The sequence below is a fragment of the Listeria grandensis FSL F6-0971 genome (genome assembly GCF_000525835.1).
Classification (GTDB): Bacteria; Bacillota; Bacilli; order Lactobacillales; family Listeriaceae; genus Listeria_A; species Listeria_A grandensis.
This window is the reverse complement of the sequence record NZ_AODD01000034.1, coordinates 1-16,726: the sequence shown is the minus strand read 5'-3', so window position 1 is coordinate 16,726 and position 16,726 is coordinate 1. Positions and strand designations below refer to the sequence as shown.

The window sequence follows — 16,726 nt, the reverse complement described above, 5'->3', positions numbered from 1 at the left end:
TCACTATTTTTTCCATATTGCTTTGTGTATTTTTTCTTTACTCACCTCCTTTAGCATAAGTGTAGCAAGCCTAATTATCAGATTTTTTCTGATTTTTAATCAAGGGAAAGGATTATATGACAATCTCATGAACTTTATCCAAGAAATGATTCGTTTTCTCTTATTTTTGATTCTACTGCCAATTGATAGCTATGCATCCCGAAACAATCAATTAACTGACACCAATATATTTCGTGATTGAAAGGTCACTATTTTTTCTTTTTCTAATTGTGTTAATACTGCGCTCAAGGTCGTGTTACTAACCCCAGTATAATTAGCCATTACCCCACGAGTGAAACATCTCGGCAATTTAATATAATTCTCTGTTCGATCTGTTCCAAAACGTTCAATAATGGCTTGCAACATGCTCTCAACCTTCTGGTGATTCGTATCACTACTCGTTATAATTTTTAGTGCATATCGTTCATACATCATTCGCATGTAATTGTAATGGTATAAATAACCTTCTTGCATACTCATAATTTTCGCGATGACATCACTTAGTAAAAAACGCCACACCATCATTCTTCCTGTCAAAACTTGACCGTGCATTTGCGTAGCTCGTGCAACCTGACCATGATGTAATCCGATAAAATCCTCTTCACCGACGAAGTCAATGATCTGTTTGCCGATGTAAAGTGCACCAACACCATTTTCTATAGCATACACGTAAGGCGATTCTGCTTGACTCGACTCCAAAAAAATCTGATCTCCTCTTTCAAATAAAATGCGTTCCTTCTGAATTGGGAAGTTACTAGTATCAAGCAACAGCCGCAATAGCTTTCGCGGATGAAAGTCTTGTTCAATCGTATCACTATTATAAAGTTCGATTAGTTCCATTTCTTCACCTCCAAAACAATACTAACAGCTCTAATTATCTATTATTTTTTTAAAAACATTATTAATTTCGATATTTTATGTCTATTCTGTGAATTTTATATGACAAGTATTTGACCTATCTCATATCTCCATTTAACCATCCTTCACTGCTTTATGGTAATCAACGTTGTCATCACTTGCTGACACTTATGAAAATTTATCCAATAAAAACGCAGTAAAGAACTCACAACATTGAAGTTACACTTCTTTGCTTATATTATTTACTAATATTATTCATCAAAAATTAGGCTATTTATCTTTTGCCAATCACGCTCTGTAGGCATCCGCTCTGTTTTATATTTGCTACAATGAAGTGCTTCACTATCTTCTCGATAATTGTATACAACAATATCCACAGCTAACTCCTGCACTATTTTATTTGTTATATGCTGGTTCACAAGGAAAGTTATTTTTATGTTCTGATTTACAAAATTATTTACCAAAACATTCAAATAATTCAAGTAAGCCTTCTTTCCGTCAAATGCAAATAAAACATGTTTTTTCTTACCGGATTCCCCGTACTCCGAAGAATAAGTAAACATCGCAAGGTTAACCGCAACATCTTCTACATATTCTATGGAAAAACGCTTTCTAATTGGATCGTCGCTCAATACTTGCAACCATTTTGTATAAAGATTAGGGTGTCTATGCTTTATTAACTTATTTATCTCAGAATTATTTTTTTGAAATAGTGGTGTTAGCTTGGAAAGAAAATAAACGTTACGCAAATACATCTCGATCAAGGGTATCGTTTCTTTCTCTGGCAATTCTCTCTCTAGTTGAGCAAAAGCACGGACTAAAAATTGATTAATTATCTCTAAATCTTCGGCATCCAACAATTTCGCAGTTGCATTTACCTCTCCTGCTTCGTATACATAACTATCGAGTGACAGCAAACAAGCATACATGATTTCATCCTCTGTAATGTACTTTTCCTCAATATTTGGGAAATAAAGCGGTCCTAATTGATGCCTAATCTCATGTACTGGTGACTTCCTCACCAATTTTTTTAAACTTTCATCTAGTACCAGGTTATGGCCTTGTTCTAAGCGCTTCGTTGTAATCATAATCCAATATAATGTGCTCAGGTGTTGTGTAACCACTTTTCTATCTGTCCAATCTGAAAAAAAAACGATGCAATGCTTGAAAAGTTGCTTGATCGCGTTTTGTCGGTCTATTCATCGAAGAAATATCATTGGTATTGTAGAAAAAATGAAAATAGAAATGTCTAATGTTCACTTCTTCACCAACGATTGCGACCGGTGTTAAAGTCAATTCTAGTTTAAAATCCTTTAACACCTTTTTCAAATGACCTAAATAGCGATACAAGGTCGAGGTAGATAAAAATAAGTCATCCGCCCACTCATCAATCGTCAGAAATATTTCGTCGTATATATTATTAACAATCATATATATTGGCGATCTTTCGGAAATTTTTGTGATTAAATCGTCTATTAAGTGCTCCTGGCTGATCGTGTACCCCGACATTGTATAGCCTGATACCGTACTCAACTCCACAACATTGTCTTCCGGCAAAATATCCCCCAACTCTTTTATATCTCGAAATAGCGTTCGCTTTGAAGTCCCAAAATCCTCGGCAATTTCATCGAGTGTTATCGGATAATTAGCATTGTAAATAGTTTGTATCAATTTCATTTGGCGTTTTATCTTTTTATCAGCAACTAGTTGTGAAAAAAATTGATTCATGGTAAATCCCCCTCCGAATGGCATTATAGCAAACAAAGCCGCCGTATTAGCTTCTTTTATAAATTCATACACCCCCCCACGCACTAATTCAAATTCGGCTTGAGTGTATTCTAACACTACTAAAAGAAGTTTCAAAATTTAATCTCTAAGTTAGACTCCTTATTTTCTAATATCAGCGCTACACTATGCTCTCTTTCAAGCTTTTTTTACTTATTACTAGCTGACGAAAAAACAGTTGACCTAAATCTCAATTTCACCACTATAACAACATCGGAATTTGTCATTATCAGTACACTTAAAAAGCCCGCAGATCGCCCATAAAAAAAGCGCCATAAAAAGATCTATATAAAACAAAATAGAATCTGCAATTATTGTAAAACTAACCTTCGACGACTCCTTCAAAGGAACAACCTTGATCGTAGGAACCATAGCAAAAGCTGTGATGGGAAACGCACCTCATACCAATTTCGAGTTCATCCACTGCATTGCTATTACAGATAATATCTTCAAAATCTATGCGTACGTAAGAGTCAAAATAACAAAAAAATTATAAATGATAAGAATAAAAATCACCACACAAAAACATTCTAAGGTAATGTTCACAAGATAGCGCTATATGGCGACTTCTTGCACATATACACACAAACCGTTCCATAAGCGCGCTCAACAAAAAACACCCCGATTTCTCAATGATTCGATTTGAGAAATCGGGGTGTTTTTGTTTGAAAATAAATTACGACATTTGCCGGATTTTCGCAACATTGCTCGTAAATAAGCCTGCTACACAAATCGCGACAAGCACAAAGATAAACGCATTCAGCAAACCAAAATAATTCGCTAAGAATCCAAGCAACGGCGGTCCGGCAAGTGAGGCACCATAACCCGCGAGCGTCACCAAACTCACACGTTTCACCGCGTACTGACTCTCGTCTCCAGCTGCTGAAATCGTCATCGGGAAGCCAAGTGAGGCGCCAAGTCCCCACAGGAATATCGCGATGACGCACAACACGATCGAAATTTTCAGAATGACTAGAAGTAAGCCGATCGCAGCGAGTACCACGGCAATGCGGAGCAACAAAACCCGCCCGTAAGTGTCGATCAGCCTGCCGCTAACCAAACGCCCGCTAATCATACCGGTCAAGAAAACACCATAAATAATCGTACTGAAGCTATGCGAAACGTTATAGCCATCCACCATCGCAAGCGGAATCCAGTCATTGGCGGAACCTTCGACAAAAGCCAGACATAATGCCATAATCGCCAGCGCCACCGTTCGTTTATTGAGCCACAAACGCTTGTCTGACGGTGATGCTTCAGCGCTCGCTTTCTTATCTGCCACTGAATCCTTGCCAATTCCTGCCGGCACAAACCGCGTCGAAATCATCAACATCGCAAATAGCAAACATGCGACAATCGTCAAATGCAGGCTAACCGATATTCCGAATTTGATAAAAAGTACCCCGACGCCAGCTCCCGCAAGTGTCCCGATACTAAATGCCGCATGCAGAACCGGCAAGATCGTCTTTTTGATCCGATACTCAATCTCGGTTCCTTCCAAATTCATCGCAACATTGCACATCCCAGCCCCCATGCCAAATACAAACAAGGCAATGAAAACCACAATTTGACCCGCGATGAGCGCCCCAGTTGCCAGCGTGATGAAGCCGCCAAACATAAAAAAGGCACTCGTCATAATCGCAAATCTACCGCCACGCGCCCGAACAAATACGTTGGCGAGCACCAATCCAAGAATCGATCCCATCGACAATCCGAGCAAGATAATCCCCATCGTTCCCGTCGTCGCCTGCAAAATATCGCGCAACTCCGGCGTTCTGGAAATCCAACTAGAAAAACTAAAGCCACATGTTGTAAAAATAACTAAAATCGCGTAATACCATTTTTTCTCCATAATAACTCCCTTTATTTCAAATTATTGCAACGACAAAATCTGCTTTATCGTATGCAGCACCGCATCCTCATCATTCGACCTCGCAATAAAGTTCGCCGCCGCCTTCGTTTCTGGGAAACCGTTACGCATCGCAAAACTGTAAAGTCCAGCCTCCATCAGCTCCAAATCATTCAAACCATCACCAAAAACCATCGTCTCCTCATGCGTCACGCCCAATATTTCTTGTAGCCTCGCCACCGTCGTCCCCTTATGGACACCAACATCCGAAATATCAATCCAAGCACCCTCCGAAGCAACGATATATGCCTTATCAAAAAAATCTGCCAGTTGCGTTCGCGTATGAAAGCTATCCTCTTTCGCATCATACACAGAAATTTTAACAAAATCGGAGTCAATTTCACTAAAATCTGCCACCCGACGCAGCTCCGAGTATGAATGCTTCATCCGATTAAAAATCTCCTCAGGCACCGTATCCTTCACAATCGCCCCAGTCGGCGTACACGCAATAATCACATAATCCAGACGAATCGCTTCCAACTTAGCAATCATTTCAAGTCCCAACGTATTCTTGATTAGCGATTCATAAACAAACTCCCCATTATACTTCATTCGCGCCGCACTATCCCCTAAAATCCACAAACCTTCCGTATCTTCCGGTCCAAAAATCTGCTCCACTCGGTCACACTGCTTCCCCGTACAAGGCGCAAACGCCACATTTTTCTGCACCATCAATTGCTTCACCTCACGATAAAGCTCGCGGTTAAACTCTCCCTTACTATTCAAAAAAGTCCCATCCATATCCGTAATCACTAATTTAATCATTTTCCTACCCCCAGATTCTCTAATTTTGCGATCCATTCTTTATTGATGATGCCGTCCCTACAACCACGCCAAATTCGACATCGCCAGCCATTGAAGTCCCGCCATCACGTCTTTATTGAACGAATCCGCACAATGAAAATTCGGCTTATTTGGCTGCTCATGCAAAACACCATTTTCTAAAATCAAGGCTTCTAATGCTTGCTGCTCTAAACCTTCCATATGAATGACAAACGTGTGTGGTGCAAGGAGGCTGTTATAAATACACATAATATCCACCAAATTTCGCGCCGACGCTTCGAACGAACTAGCGCATTCTTGACCGATAAGTTGCGGTAAATAACGAATTTCACCCGCCAAACCATTCTGCCCGCGGAAAAGTTGATTATTATGAAAAAGACTGGCGCCCGGCATGCTCATCGGCAAATAATAAATACCAACAACATAGGAATAATCTGGAATAGCAACTTCCTTACAATAGCCCACCGTTGCTAGATTCGCATCATTTTCGACATGAACTGGAATGCCAAATCGCCCCGCAATCTCGCTTTCCAAATCCCAACCATTCAGCTCATCACGCCAGCTAACAACGATTTTGGAGTCGATTTTTTTACCGGGAATGGAGATGGCAATCGTTGTGATTTCACTTTTTTGAGCGAGTATTTCTGTGACAACTTCGATAACCGTTTCTATGTTCACCTTTTCCATGGGCTGATTTCTGCTTATTTTTATATCGCCTCGCATGTTTACAACGTTCGCAACAATATGTAGTTTCCCCGCGGCTTCTTGAATAGAGATTAATAAATAATGCTCAAAATCATAATTAAAATGATAGTGTACGGATGGACGGCCAATTTTAGGATGGATCAATTCTCCTCCAATAAACTCGCCCGCTTCCACAAGTTCTTTGACGAGGCCGTTGACGGTGACTGTGCTGATATCCGATTCATTGGCTAATTTCGCTTTAGTCGCCGATCTGTGCCTAAACAAAACACTTCTGATTTTATTCAAATTAGCCTCTTTTACCACATGCTTGTTTTCCACTCGCTTCACCACCTCATATATAATTAACCAACTTAATTAAGTACATTAATTATATGAAATTTATTCTAAAATGTAAAGCCTTTCTTTGATATAACAAAAAAGCAACTAAACTCAGCGTATTCTGCTAGCTTAATTACTTTTGCTGTATTTTCTTTACATGGACGTATTTCCCATGCCAGGATACTGGACGCCGATCTTACATTTGCTTTTAAATATGTTCATAAACAGCGGCTGCTGCTTCATTTGATATATGTGCTCTCCAACGGTCCCAATCTAAAAGCACCCAATCCTTACTTGCTCCAAGCCAGCCTTCATTTATTAGTACTTTCCGAATACCGTTTAGATATTCTCTCGTACAATGCGTGTATGTTGCGATTTCTACTTGGGTCAAAATCGAGGGTATACGGCACTCATCCATCTTAAATTCACCAATTTCACACGCACTTCGATATAATAATGCCATTACACGCTCTTTAACAGGTAGCGCATATAGATCTAACTGATGCGTAAATAATTGGATGATCTCTTGCTGTGCTCGTTTTTGTTTGTGCAGAAAATCCGTCGCTAATATCGTTGGCATGAAGGCAACGTACGTAATTCTTTGCGCTTGATATTCTACTAATCCTCCCATAAAAGCATCCTCTGAGATAATGAAAGATTCTTCTTTTAAGATTTTCAATAAATGATTTCCTTTTCGACATGTGATGTATCCTTGAAGTATTGTATATTCACCACAGGTGCGTAACACTTCCCCCCGTTCTAACTGAATGACACTACTCTCTAGTTTTCGCATTTATTCTCCTCCTTGTCATGTAACGTCTTACTCTTATAACTCAAACCTATTTCGCTAAAACTGCTAACATATTTACCATATCTTTTTGCACCTGCAATTGATCGTAAGGAATCGCGGAATCAAAAGCATTCTGGCTTAACAGCTCTTTTTCTTCCTCACTATTGGCGTGGAACTCCAGCAATTTTTCAGCAATCGAATATGGATTCCCAACTTCTGTAAAGTAACCATTTTCCCCTTCGACGAGGTAGCCTTGAATACCCGCAATCTGGCTTCCAATCACCGGAATGCCACAAGCCATCGCTTCAATCCCAACAAGGCCCAGACTCTCTCCTTTTCTACGACTTGGGAAAACAAAGACATCCATCTCATTGTAAAGTGCAGCAAGTTCTTCTTGCGGCAATAAATCATAACAACGAACATCTTCTTGCAAGCCAAGCTCTTCAATAAGAGCTTCTTTTTGCGGATTTTCCTTGCCGCTTCCAATCATGATCAGTTGTGCTGGTCGGTTCGATTGGTGCTTAAATTCAGAAAAACCACGAAGCGCATCGTCCCAACCTTTATCGACATCAATGCGTCCTACGTAACCAACCTTGAAAACAGACGTATCTTTCGCTGTTTCTTGCGGTGCAAACAAATCGCGGTTGACGCCTCCTGATGGCGAGATCAAGACGTTCTGAGACGCAAGATGATACCGTTTGATAACGGCCTGCTTAAAATAATCCGACGGGACAACGACATGACTTGCTTGTTTTAGAAGTCGCGCTACCCATTTTTGCAAGCGTTCTTGGAATGATGTTTCCGGGAACACATCGCTACCGTGGAGATTGACAATAAGATTTATTTTGCGATTCAGAAACTTAGCGCCCAAAATCGGGAATGCGCTGTGAGACGCATAATGCAAGTAGACCATATCGTATTTTTTTAAAAAGCAAGGTAAAGAAAATGCGACAGTAAAAGATGAGGTAGAGCCAAAGCTTCTTCATTTTATTTAACTCTTTCCTCATCGTAATCGTCTCTATTTTGTCTGCTGCCTCTTCTAGCAAGCGAACATGGTTTTTTACAAAAATGCCGTATGATGGATATTCTTTCGATGGAAACATATTAGCAATAACAAGTATTTTCATGCTTCAATTCCTTTCTCGTGTGTAATAGATGGTTGCCGTTTGGCGTAATAAGAACGATATAGCGTGCGAAGTAATGGGATGTAGATAACGATAATGCATAATAATACAGCCACATTGATAATCGAGATCAGCCACACCGTGTGAATCATAATATTTAAACTAGCTGCGACAACAAGTAGTAAGGTTGTCATCAGATGACTTTTTACAGAAAAACCTTTCCAAATCCGCATCGAGAAATACGTCCGTGCTAAAAAGAACGCAATGTAAGCGGATCCTGTGGCAACTGAAGCCCCAATCGCGCCATATTTCGGCACAAGTAGAAAATTCAAGCCAATAGATACAATAAGAGCAATGATGGAAACAAGAATGTTCAGTGAGCTTCGTTTCAGAAAAACAATGCCAAGATTCGTCGTATCACTCACCGTCATCATCAGTGGATAAAAGCAAAGGAATGGGAATATATACTGCGCCTGGCTGTAATCCGGGGATAAAACCATCATGATGGCGCCTTTAAACAACAGAAGTCCCATGAATAGAATCGCGATGAGGAACATAATGCTATCACTCACCAATTTAAAATAGCGCATCGGTTTGTGTTTTTTATACCATTCGTACGCTGTTGGTACCCAAAAATTAGAAAACGTTGTCTGCAGAATCAACAGGGCACTCGCAATTTTAAAAGCTGCCGTGTATAAACCCAGTTGTTCAAAATCACAAAAATAACGGATAAACAATTTATCAATAATCACAAACAAGCTATAAATAATTGTCGCTACTGCGATTGGCAAGCCAAACTTGGCGAGTCTCGGATAGAGGTCTGGATCTGTCTTCACCGGATTCATGTACAAGATGCGTACATTTCGTAGCATTAAGATCGTGTCTCCGATAATTTGGCCGATAATCGTCGCGTAAATAACTGTGATAAACGTATGGGAGAAAAATAAGAGGAAAAGAACGGTACAGAGTAAAATGCTAAGCTTCACTAAAATGTTAAACAACGAAAATTCTAGCGCTTTATTTTGCATCCGAATGTACAAGAAGAGAAACCGTTCAAATATCAGAAATGGGATAGAAGCGGCGATGAGATACACTGCGTGGCGATACACGCCGCTTCCAAATAAGAAAGTAGAAATTGGCTCAGCGAACCAGCACATGCAAGCAATGACAACACCTGAAAACAGCATTGGAATGATAATCGCCGTGCTAAACAGTTTTTTCTTGTTCGGGTATTCATAAAATTCGCGCGCAAACGCCTGATCATAACCTAGATAGATGAAACAAATTAACAACGTCTGTGCCAACATAAACATACTTGTTTTCCCGTATTCTGCCGGTGTGATAAAAAATGTAATCACGGGAATGGTCATCAAATTTAATACCGCAGAACCGAGGGAACCAACTGCAAATTGCATTAACCGTTTGACAAGAGCTTTCATTCTTTTTCACACAAGCTTTCTTTTTTTAGGAATAGGCCGCCGCATACGAGACCAAACAAAGTCGATGATAGGGCGGAAAATAAAACATGTCCGGCAAAGGCGCCGTAAAGTACGAGGATGAGGAAGAGCACACTATAGATGCTTCGTTTTTTGCACGATGTAATAAAGAAGAAGAGTAAGAGGCCAAGTGTAACAAGGAGCCCCAAAATACCAAGGGAGAAAAATACGTCAAAGAAATCCATTTCCACTAAATCACCGAGTCCCCACGTTGCCACGCGTTGACTAAACCCATAACCGAAAAGCTGTGTCATAAGGTTGCCGCTATCCGTAAAGGAGCGGAAGGCCGAATCTAAGAATTCACTGCGCGAACTGGTGATAAAGCGAACTAAATCGCCGTTATACAAGTTGTAGAAATAAGTGAGTCGTTGAACAAGTCCTGACATCGTCTCTACAATAAAAGCACGACCTTGGAATACGATAAGCGTCAACACAGCGATTACTGTAACTCCTATCCCCCACTTCACAGCTGGACCGATACGTTTTTGAAAGAAGAAAAAGCGAAGTAGTAAAACAATCGTTAAAATAACGCCGTATACAATTCCTGTTTTCGTTCCTAAAAGCAACAAACCAAGTAAATTACCTAGATAAAGCAAAGCCAGCATCAGACGCGTCCATAATTTCGTCGCTTTCGTCTGTTTAAACAAATACCAACCAGTGAAAGTCGCAGAAACAATGAACCCAATCGTCGTATCATTATTGGCAAAAAAGAAAGCCTTATAACCAGCATCAGAACCAGCATACGTTTGATTACCAATCCCAAGTGCATACGGAATGAGCAGCCCTAGCGTAAAGAAGATACTAATAGCTAGGAAGATTTTTTCATAACTCGTCTCTTTCAGTTGATCCTTACGCTGATACACATAATAAGGAATAAGCGCCCAGAGGAAAAATTTAGTCATATTCGTCAAATCATATAGGAGCGCCGACAAGTCATTTTGTAATACGATCGTCTGAATGAACAGCGAGATAATACCACAAAAGATAAAAGTCACAGACAAAATCGTGTAGAGCCTTTTCGGAAATCCTTTTCTAGCAATTTGAAAAATGAGAAAGGCAATACAGACAAGGCGATAGGCAACACCGATAGGAAGATTGATTCCAGCTGATAGTACAAAACCATTCAGCGCATCAACGACGGGGAAAATTGCGAATAAAAATATAAAAATTTTGGTTTCTTTGAGCAAAGTTATCCTTACCTCTCTTGTTTAATCACTTTTGCAGGCACACCACCAATCACACTGTATGGTGGATATTTTTTTGCTGGAACAACGGCGCCCGCTGCAACCACACAACCATCTGGAATTTCTGCACCTGCCAAAATCGTGACACGTGTACCAATCCAAACGTCATTTCCAATAAACACAGGTTTTTTTGTTGTTCCGCTATCTAAAATCTTTTCCCTGCCATTGATACAATGCGTATCCGTTAAAATCACCACGTCAGGTGCCATCAATACATCATCACCAATATGAACAGGAGCCGTCGCAATAATGCGCGCATTGTCACCAATCGATGAACGTTTACCAAGGTGAATATTTTTAGGATGGCGTAATTTCAGCTTCGGTCGCAAGTTACTATTTTTCGCGCAACTTCCAAAGAAAGACTGAGCCACCTGGTTCTTTATGTGACGAACGATCCGTCCAAAAACCAGTCGATTCGGCATCGGGAAAATATTAAGTAATGAGAATGTAAATTTAGCTAGCAATTATTGACGCCACCTTTCTTTCAAGACTTTCCATATAAAACTCAAATTACCGACAAAATAGCGTTTGAACATTCGCTTCGGCTCTTGCATGAAACGGTAAAACCACTCGAGCCCTGTCTTTTGCATCCATTGCGGCGCACGTTTTGTCACACCAGCAATCACATCAAAGCTACCACCAACGCCCATCACAAACGGAACGCCCATCGTGTCTTTATACGCATGAATCCATTGCTCTTTTTTAGGGCTGGAAAAAGCAACAAAGACAATATCTGCTTCCGATTTCCGGATATCCAGCGCGATTTCTTCTGATTCCGCTTCTTCAAAATAACCATTTCGATACCCAGCAATTTTCAGTTTTGGATACTTTTGTTGATGCAGGCGGACGACATCTTGCACCACGTCCTCCTTAGCGCCGAAGTAATATACACGATAGCCTTTCTCAGCACTCTTTTTAACTAAATTTTCAAACAAATCGATACCAGTAACTCTTTCACGCGTTTCATGGCCAAGGAATTTCATCGCCCAAACAATGGACTGACCGTCCGCATTGATAAGCGGTGATGCATTCACAATATCTGCAAGTTCCTTATTTTCTGCCATCAAATTAATTTTACTGGCGTTAATAACGACATGTTGCACTGGTTTTCCGATACGAATAATCGTTTCTACTTTATTTAACGTTTCTTGCATCGTAAGCGAATCGACATAACTACCTAATAAAAACGTTCGTGTCATAACTATCTTTCACTTCTCCTCTGACTTAATAGGCGCTATTCGGGACAAAAATAACCCGCACCGTTCTGAGTAATATTTGCATATCTAACGCAAAACTAACTTTTTGAATATACTCTAAATCTAAATTCACCATTTCCGCAAAACTAACATCGTTTCGTCCGCTGACTTGCCATAAACCTGTACAGCCTGGTGTAATTGACAATCTTCTATAATCGCGTACAGAATATTCAGCGACTTCACGTTCAAGTGGTGGCCGTGGTCCGACAAGGGACATATCGCCTTTTAACACATTGAGAAGTTGCGGTAATTCGTCAATACTTGTCTTTCTTAAAAAGCCGCCTAGTTTCGTAATCCGTGGATCATGTTTCATCTTAAACATCGCGCCTTCTACTTCATTGAACTGAAGCAGCTCCGCGAGTTTTGCCTCGGCATTCGGAATCATCGTGCGGAATTTATACATCATGAATCGCTTGCCATTTTTTCCAACTCGTTCTTGTTTAAAGAAGACAGGAGCATTCAAGTCGCTTAATTTAATGATCAATGCTAGGACAATAAAGAACGGCGTTAAAAGAAGTAAACCAACGCTTGCGCCTAGCACATCCATCGCGCGTTTGACAATCGGGTAAAATTTAGTAGTTGTTTTTGTGGACTTAGCCACGCTTTTAATGGACTCCATTGCACTCTCCCTCATTGATAGTAATAGTAGTTACTCGAATTATTTTTCACACGATTCAAAACCGTACCGATAATTGGAATATGCGTTTTTTGCAGTTGTTGTACTGCTGTTTTTGCGCGTTCTTTTAGTGTTTTGTCACTACAAAGTACGACAATTGCGCCTTCTACATAGGGGGTTAAAACAAGCGCATCAGATGAAGCTAGAATAGGTGGGGTATCAATAATAATTTGGTCGAATTGTTCTGCGAATTGTTTTAGCAACTGCTCCATTTTTTTAGAGCCTAGTAATTCATTTGGATTAGGCACCATGGTACCACTCGTTAAAACCATTAAATTTTCGATTTCTGTTTGATGACATACGTCTTTAAGCTCTGTTTTGCTATCTGTAAGCATGTCGGATAAACCAACATTATAAGGAATTCCAAATGTCCGGTGACTTGTCGGCTTCCGCATATCTGCATCAATTAGTAGTGTTTTATTTCCCTGCTTGGCATAACAAATCGCAAGGTTCGCTGACACGGTAGATTTACCGCTTTCTGGTTCTGGTGAAGTTACTAAAATCGATTTGTACTCTTTATCCACCGAAGAAAAATGGATGCCTGCTCGAAGCGTTTTGAATTGTTCCGAAATTGGAGAACTGGGATTTACTGCGGTAATTAACTTTCTTTTAGCTGTTTTTTGTTTACTCAATGAACATTATCCTTTCCGTTTCTTTCGTCTTCTTCCTGATTTCTTCTCTAGTAGGTCATCGTCTTTTATTTCATTGATGATGGATAATACAGGAAGTCCTAATATTTGTTCTATATCATCCGCTGTTTTAATCGAGCGGTCAAACAAATTACGAATGAACATAATGACAACCCCTAATATCATGCCTAGCAAAGTTGCAACTGCAATGAGTAACGAAGTATGAGGTTTTACTGGTGCTGCATCCGCATCTAAGGAAGCTTCTGATAACACATAAATATTGTCAATTTTCATTATTTTCGGAACATCTTTACTGAATATAGTGACTGTTTCATTGGCAATTTTTACAGCGTCTGAGGCATTGGCACTTTCTACATTAATTTTAATGACTTGTGAATCCGAGGTGCTATTTACTTTAATCATTTGCTCGAGTTCTTTTGTGGAATAAGCGTCATCCATGTTGTTAGATACTTGCTCCAAAATTCGTGGACTCATGATAATGGATGTATAGGTATTGATTAGCTGTAAGTTCGCCTGTACATCTTGTGATTGGACAATCGTATTCTGTGGAACAGACTGATTAATTAATACTTGTGTTTCGCTTTGGTAGATTGGTGTGGAGAAGAAATAAAGGTATCCACTCATAAGTAAGGCACATATGCACATGCTTATGAAAATGATCCATTTATTCTTTTTCAACAGGTCCCATATTTGTTTTACATTTAAACTATCTTCCATTGTTTCCTCCTGGCTCATTCCGTTATTGGAACTAACTTTTTACTGCTGTTCTGCATCTCATATAAGTTTCCCATATTGTAAATCGCCACTTTTTTTAACTCCGGAATCACATTTTTTGTATCGAAAATATGTTGTTGTTTCATGCCTGCAAATTGTTCTGCTGTTACTGTTTTAAATTCACTATGATCCGTTAACACACATACTAAATCCGCATTTTCTACAGCCTTTTCAAAATCAGGCTCAATCCAAGATGCTTTCACATGGGGATCAAATACGGATAATTCGAAATCCGTTTCTTTTTCTAGAAGCTGTATAATTTCAATGGCTGGACTTTCACGAATATCATCGACATCACCTTTATATGTCGCACCGAAAACAGTCACTTTTTTGCCATCGATATTTGTCATAAAGTCTTTTACTTTCTCTACAACAAAGTGTGGCATGGAGTTGTTGATCGCACGTGCTTGTTGAATCAGTGGCGTATTTTCTGGCGTGCTTGCAACAATGAAGTATGGATCAACGGCTAAACAATGACCACCAACACCTGGACCTGGATAATGTAGGTTCACGCGAGGATGTTTATTAGCCATCTCAATGACTTCTAGTGCGTTAATGCCTAGCGTATCGCCAATTTTGGCTAGTTCGTTCGCCAGCGCAATATTGACATCGCGATACGTGTTTTCCATCAGTTTCGATAGTTCAGCAGCACCAGCAGTCGTTTCTATTAATTCTCCTTGAACAAAGACACCGTACACTTGTTTTCCTGCTTCGACACAAGCTGGCGTCAAACCACCGATAATGCGGTTATTATGCACTAACTCGTGAATAATTTTCCCAGGTAATACACGTTCTGGACAATGGACTAAGAAGATATCTTTTCCAACGATAAATCCTGCTTCTTCCAACATCGGCTTCACGACATCTTCGGTCGTGCGTGGCGCGATAGTGGATTCTAAGATCATGACATTTCCTTTTTCCAAATAAGGGATTGTTTTCTGAACGGCATCTTTGACATGCGTTAAATCACATGATAGATAGGCATCCGCTTTATTAGGCGTTGGCACTGCAACGATAAAAACATCCGCTTCCTCTAGATTTAACTGCGCTTTAAAATTCCCAGATAGTAAGGCTTTCGTTAGCTCTGTTTGAAGTCCTGGCTCCTCAATGTGGATTTTTCCTGCGTTAAGCATGTTCACCGCGTCTTCTTTCAGATCGATACCTACCACATTCTGACCATGATTAGCAAACATGATAGCCGTCGGTAAACCGATATAGCCTAACCCAATTACTGCGATTTTCAAAGAATCATCTCCTCATAGATTTTAAAAATTACTTATTGCTTGGAATGGAAATTTTCCATGTTGCGAGTACTTTTGGTTTTTCTTTTCCAAATGTCACTGGTTGATAAGAAAACTCACCAGATTTTACGTCTTTTGGCAATTCAAAGTTCACTGCACCGCTTACTGTTTTATTCGGATCAATTTCTGTCCCGATATTGTTTGCATCGGTTTTTACTGTGTAGGTTTTATCGCCAGATTTCAAAATAAAGTCATTGCCACCAATACCGTATTTACCGCTCGTTTCATTTTTAAAACTCATCGTTAGTTGTACGATACTTTTGTCGCCTTTTCCATTTTCCGTTGTTTCAATATCTTTAATTTTCATTTCAATATTATTTACTGTCTTCACTGGATACGTTGTTTCTTTTTCTATTTTTGTTTCTTGTTTTGCTTTGGGAGTTTCTTCATTAGAAGGTGATCCAGAACATGCGACTAATGATAAGGCACAAGCTCCTGACATCGCTATTAATACAACTTTTTTTAGCATCATATTACTCCTTTATGTTTCATTAGTTTTATTATAAAATTGCCTTTTTTTCAAAGTTATTTTTTTAAAAGCGTGTGATGACTAAATTTCATTTAGTCATCACACCGTGTTGTATCAAAAATTTATTTAACTGCTACTTCTACTTCTAAAGCTAATCCAACTGAGTCATAGCCAAGAACGGTTACTTTTGTTGTTGTATCTTTGATTTTATCTTTGGCATAGTATTTGTACGTTCCGTCTGCGCTCACTGGAACTCGGTCGTACGTTGTGTCGCCTACTTTAATGCCGACATATTTGATGCCACCAGTAAATTTACCGGTTACTTCTTTCGTTGTGCCAACCACAAACTCATCAGTTGTAAGCGTTGGTGCTACACCTGGATCGATCGTCACTACTTTTTGTATAATAACCGTGTTCGCATCGTCATAACCAAGGACAGTCACGACGTCGTCTTTGCTCTTCACTTTATCTTTGATGTAATATTTGTAGCTACCATCTGCATTTACTGGTACTCGGCTGTACGTTGTGTCATTGACCTTCACGGCAACA

At 39.7% G+C, this 16,726-nt stretch carries 18 protein-coding genes; all 18 read right to left on the bottom strand.

The window, feature by feature from the left end:
- Positions 1 to 207 precede the first annotated feature (207 nt).
- Positions 208 to 879, bottom strand: a complete 672-nt coding sequence (locus PGRAN_RS14260; RefSeq protein ID WP_036068130.1) for a Crp/Fnr family transcriptional regulator — start codon at positions 877 to 879, stop codon at positions 208 to 210.
- Positions 880 to 1,148: 269 nt separating this feature from the next.
- Positions 1,149 to 1,985 (bottom strand): hypothetical protein, encoded by an 837-nt coding sequence (locus PGRAN_RS14255; protein WP_036068128.1) that lies wholly within the window; start codon positions 1,983 to 1,985, stop codon positions 1,149 to 1,151.
- Between the two features lie 40 nt (positions 1,986 to 2,025).
- Positions 2,026 to 2,760 (bottom strand): AcpB/EbpR/MafR family transcriptional regulator, encoded by a 735-nt coding sequence (locus tag PGRAN_RS14250; RefSeq protein WP_077914713.1) that lies wholly within the window; start codon positions 2,758 to 2,760, stop codon positions 2,026 to 2,028.
- 598 nt (positions 2,761 to 3,358) lie between these two features.
- Complete coding sequence (locus PGRAN_RS14245) at positions 3,359 to 4,534, bottom strand: MFS transporter (protein ID WP_036068123.1); 1,176 nt, start codon at positions 4,532 to 4,534, stop codon at positions 3,359 to 3,361.
- A gap of 21 nt (positions 4,535 to 4,555) precedes the next feature.
- A complete protein-coding gene (locus tag PGRAN_RS14240; protein ID WP_036068119.1) occupies positions 4,556 to 5,356 on the bottom strand; it encodes an HAD family hydrolase in 801 nt (266 codons plus the stop codon).
- 57 nt (positions 5,357 to 5,413) lie between these two features.
- A complete protein-coding gene (locus tag PGRAN_RS14235) occupies positions 5,414 to 6,397 on the bottom strand; it encodes an ROK family protein (RefSeq protein ID WP_036068115.1) in 984 nt (327 codons plus the stop codon).
- Positions 6,398 to 6,605: 208 nt separating this feature from the next.
- A complete protein-coding gene (locus PGRAN_RS14230) occupies positions 6,606 to 7,190 on the bottom strand; it encodes a cyclic nucleotide-binding domain-containing protein (RefSeq protein ID WP_036068112.1) in 585 nt (194 codons plus the stop codon).
- Between the two features lie 46 nt (positions 7,191 to 7,236).
- Entirely contained in the window at positions 7,237 to 8,100 is an 864-nt protein-coding gene (locus PGRAN_RS14225; RefSeq protein WP_241433371.1) for a glycosyltransferase family 4 protein, read from the bottom strand.
- 210 nt (positions 8,101 to 8,310) lie between these two features.
- Positions 8,311 to 9,750 (bottom strand): oligosaccharide flippase family protein, encoded by a 1,440-nt coding sequence (locus PGRAN_RS14220; protein WP_036068110.1) that lies wholly within the window; start codon positions 9,748 to 9,750, stop codon positions 8,311 to 8,313.
- Positions 9,747 to 10,994, bottom strand: a complete 1,248-nt coding sequence (locus PGRAN_RS14215; RefSeq protein ID WP_036068108.1) for an O-antigen ligase family protein — start codon at positions 10,992 to 10,994, stop codon at positions 9,747 to 9,749. The genes PGRAN_RS14220 and PGRAN_RS14215 overlap by 4 nt, the downstream gene beginning before the upstream one ends.
- Before the next feature lie 8 nt (positions 10,995 to 11,002).
- Positions 11,003 to 11,515, bottom strand: a complete 513-nt coding sequence (locus PGRAN_RS14210) for an acyltransferase (RefSeq protein ID WP_036068106.1) — start codon at positions 11,513 to 11,515, stop codon at positions 11,003 to 11,005.
- Positions 11,516 to 12,250, bottom strand: coding sequence for a WecB/TagA/CpsF family glycosyltransferase (locus tag PGRAN_RS14205; RefSeq protein WP_036068105.1), 735 nt, complete (start codon positions 12,248 to 12,250; stop codon positions 11,516 to 11,518).
- 25 nt (positions 12,251 to 12,275) lie between these two features.
- Entirely contained in the window at positions 12,276 to 12,926 is a 651-nt protein-coding gene (locus PGRAN_RS14200; protein WP_036068102.1) for a sugar transferase, read from the bottom strand.
- Positions 12,927 to 12,937: 11 nt separating this feature from the next.
- Entirely contained in the window at positions 12,938 to 13,615 is a 678-nt protein-coding gene (locus PGRAN_RS14195; RefSeq protein ID WP_036068099.1) for a CpsD/CapB family tyrosine-protein kinase, read from the bottom strand.
- Positions 13,616 to 13,621: 6 nt separating this feature from the next.
- A complete protein-coding gene (locus PGRAN_RS14190; protein WP_036068098.1) occupies positions 13,622 to 14,350 on the bottom strand; it encodes a YveK family protein in 729 nt (242 codons plus the stop codon).
- Positions 14,351 to 14,364: 14 nt separating this feature from the next.
- On the bottom strand, positions 14,365 to 15,651 hold the full coding sequence (locus PGRAN_RS14185) for a nucleotide sugar dehydrogenase (RefSeq protein ID WP_036068097.1): 1,287 nt from the start codon (positions 15,649 to 15,651) through the stop codon (positions 14,365 to 14,367).
- A gap of 28 nt (positions 15,652 to 15,679) precedes the next feature.
- On the bottom strand, positions 15,680 to 16,180 hold the full coding sequence (locus tag PGRAN_RS14180; protein ID WP_241433370.1) for a DUF4352 domain-containing protein: 501 nt from the start codon (positions 16,178 to 16,180) through the stop codon (positions 15,680 to 15,682).
- A gap of 119 nt (positions 16,181 to 16,299) precedes the next feature.
- A partial coding sequence (locus PGRAN_RS16870; RefSeq protein WP_036068094.1) for an immunoglobulin-like domain-containing protein occupies positions 16,300 to 16,726 on the bottom strand: 427 nt, incomplete at its 5' end.

Bases quoted from the DNA above. Each gene is read 5' to 3' on its own strand.
- PGRAN_RS14260 (WP_036068130.1), bottom strand. From the start codon at position 879: ATGGAACTAATCGAACTTTATAATAGTGATACGATTGAACAAGACTTT.
- PGRAN_RS14255 (WP_036068128.1), bottom strand. From the start codon at position 1,985: ATGATTACAACGAAGCGCTTAGAACAAGGCCATAACCTGGTACTAGAT.
- PGRAN_RS14245 (WP_036068123.1), bottom strand. From the start codon at position 4,534: ATGGAGAAAAAATGGTATTACGCGATTTTAGTTATTTTTACAACATGT.
- PGRAN_RS14240 (WP_036068119.1), bottom strand. From the start codon at position 5,356: ATGATTAAATTAGTGATTACGGATATGGATGGGACTTTTTTGAATAGT.
- PGRAN_RS14230 (WP_036068112.1), bottom strand. From the start codon at position 7,190: ATGCGAAAACTAGAGAGTAGTGTCATTCAGTTAGAACGGGGGGAAGTG.
- PGRAN_RS14225 (WP_241433371.1), bottom strand. From the start codon at position 8,100: ATGGTCTACTTGCATTATGCGTCTCACAGCGCATTCCCGATTTTGGGC.
- PGRAN_RS14220 (WP_036068110.1), bottom strand. From the start codon at position 9,750: ATGAAAGCTCTTGTCAAACGGTTAATGCAATTTGCAGTTGGTTCCCTC.
- PGRAN_RS14205 (WP_036068105.1), bottom strand. From the start codon at position 12,250: ATGACACGAACGTTTTTATTAGGTAGTTATGTCGATTCGCTTACGATG.
- PGRAN_RS14200 (WP_036068102.1), bottom strand. From the start codon at position 12,926: ATGGAGTCCATTAAAAGCGTGGCTAAGTCCACAAAAACAACTACTAAA.
- PGRAN_RS14190 (WP_036068098.1), bottom strand. From the start codon at position 14,350: ATGGAAGATAGTTTAAATGTAAAACAAATATGGGACCTGTTGAAAAAG.
- PGRAN_RS14180 (WP_241433370.1), bottom strand. From the start codon at position 16,180: ATGATGCTAAAAAAAGTTGTATTAATAGCGATGTCAGGAGCTTGTGCC.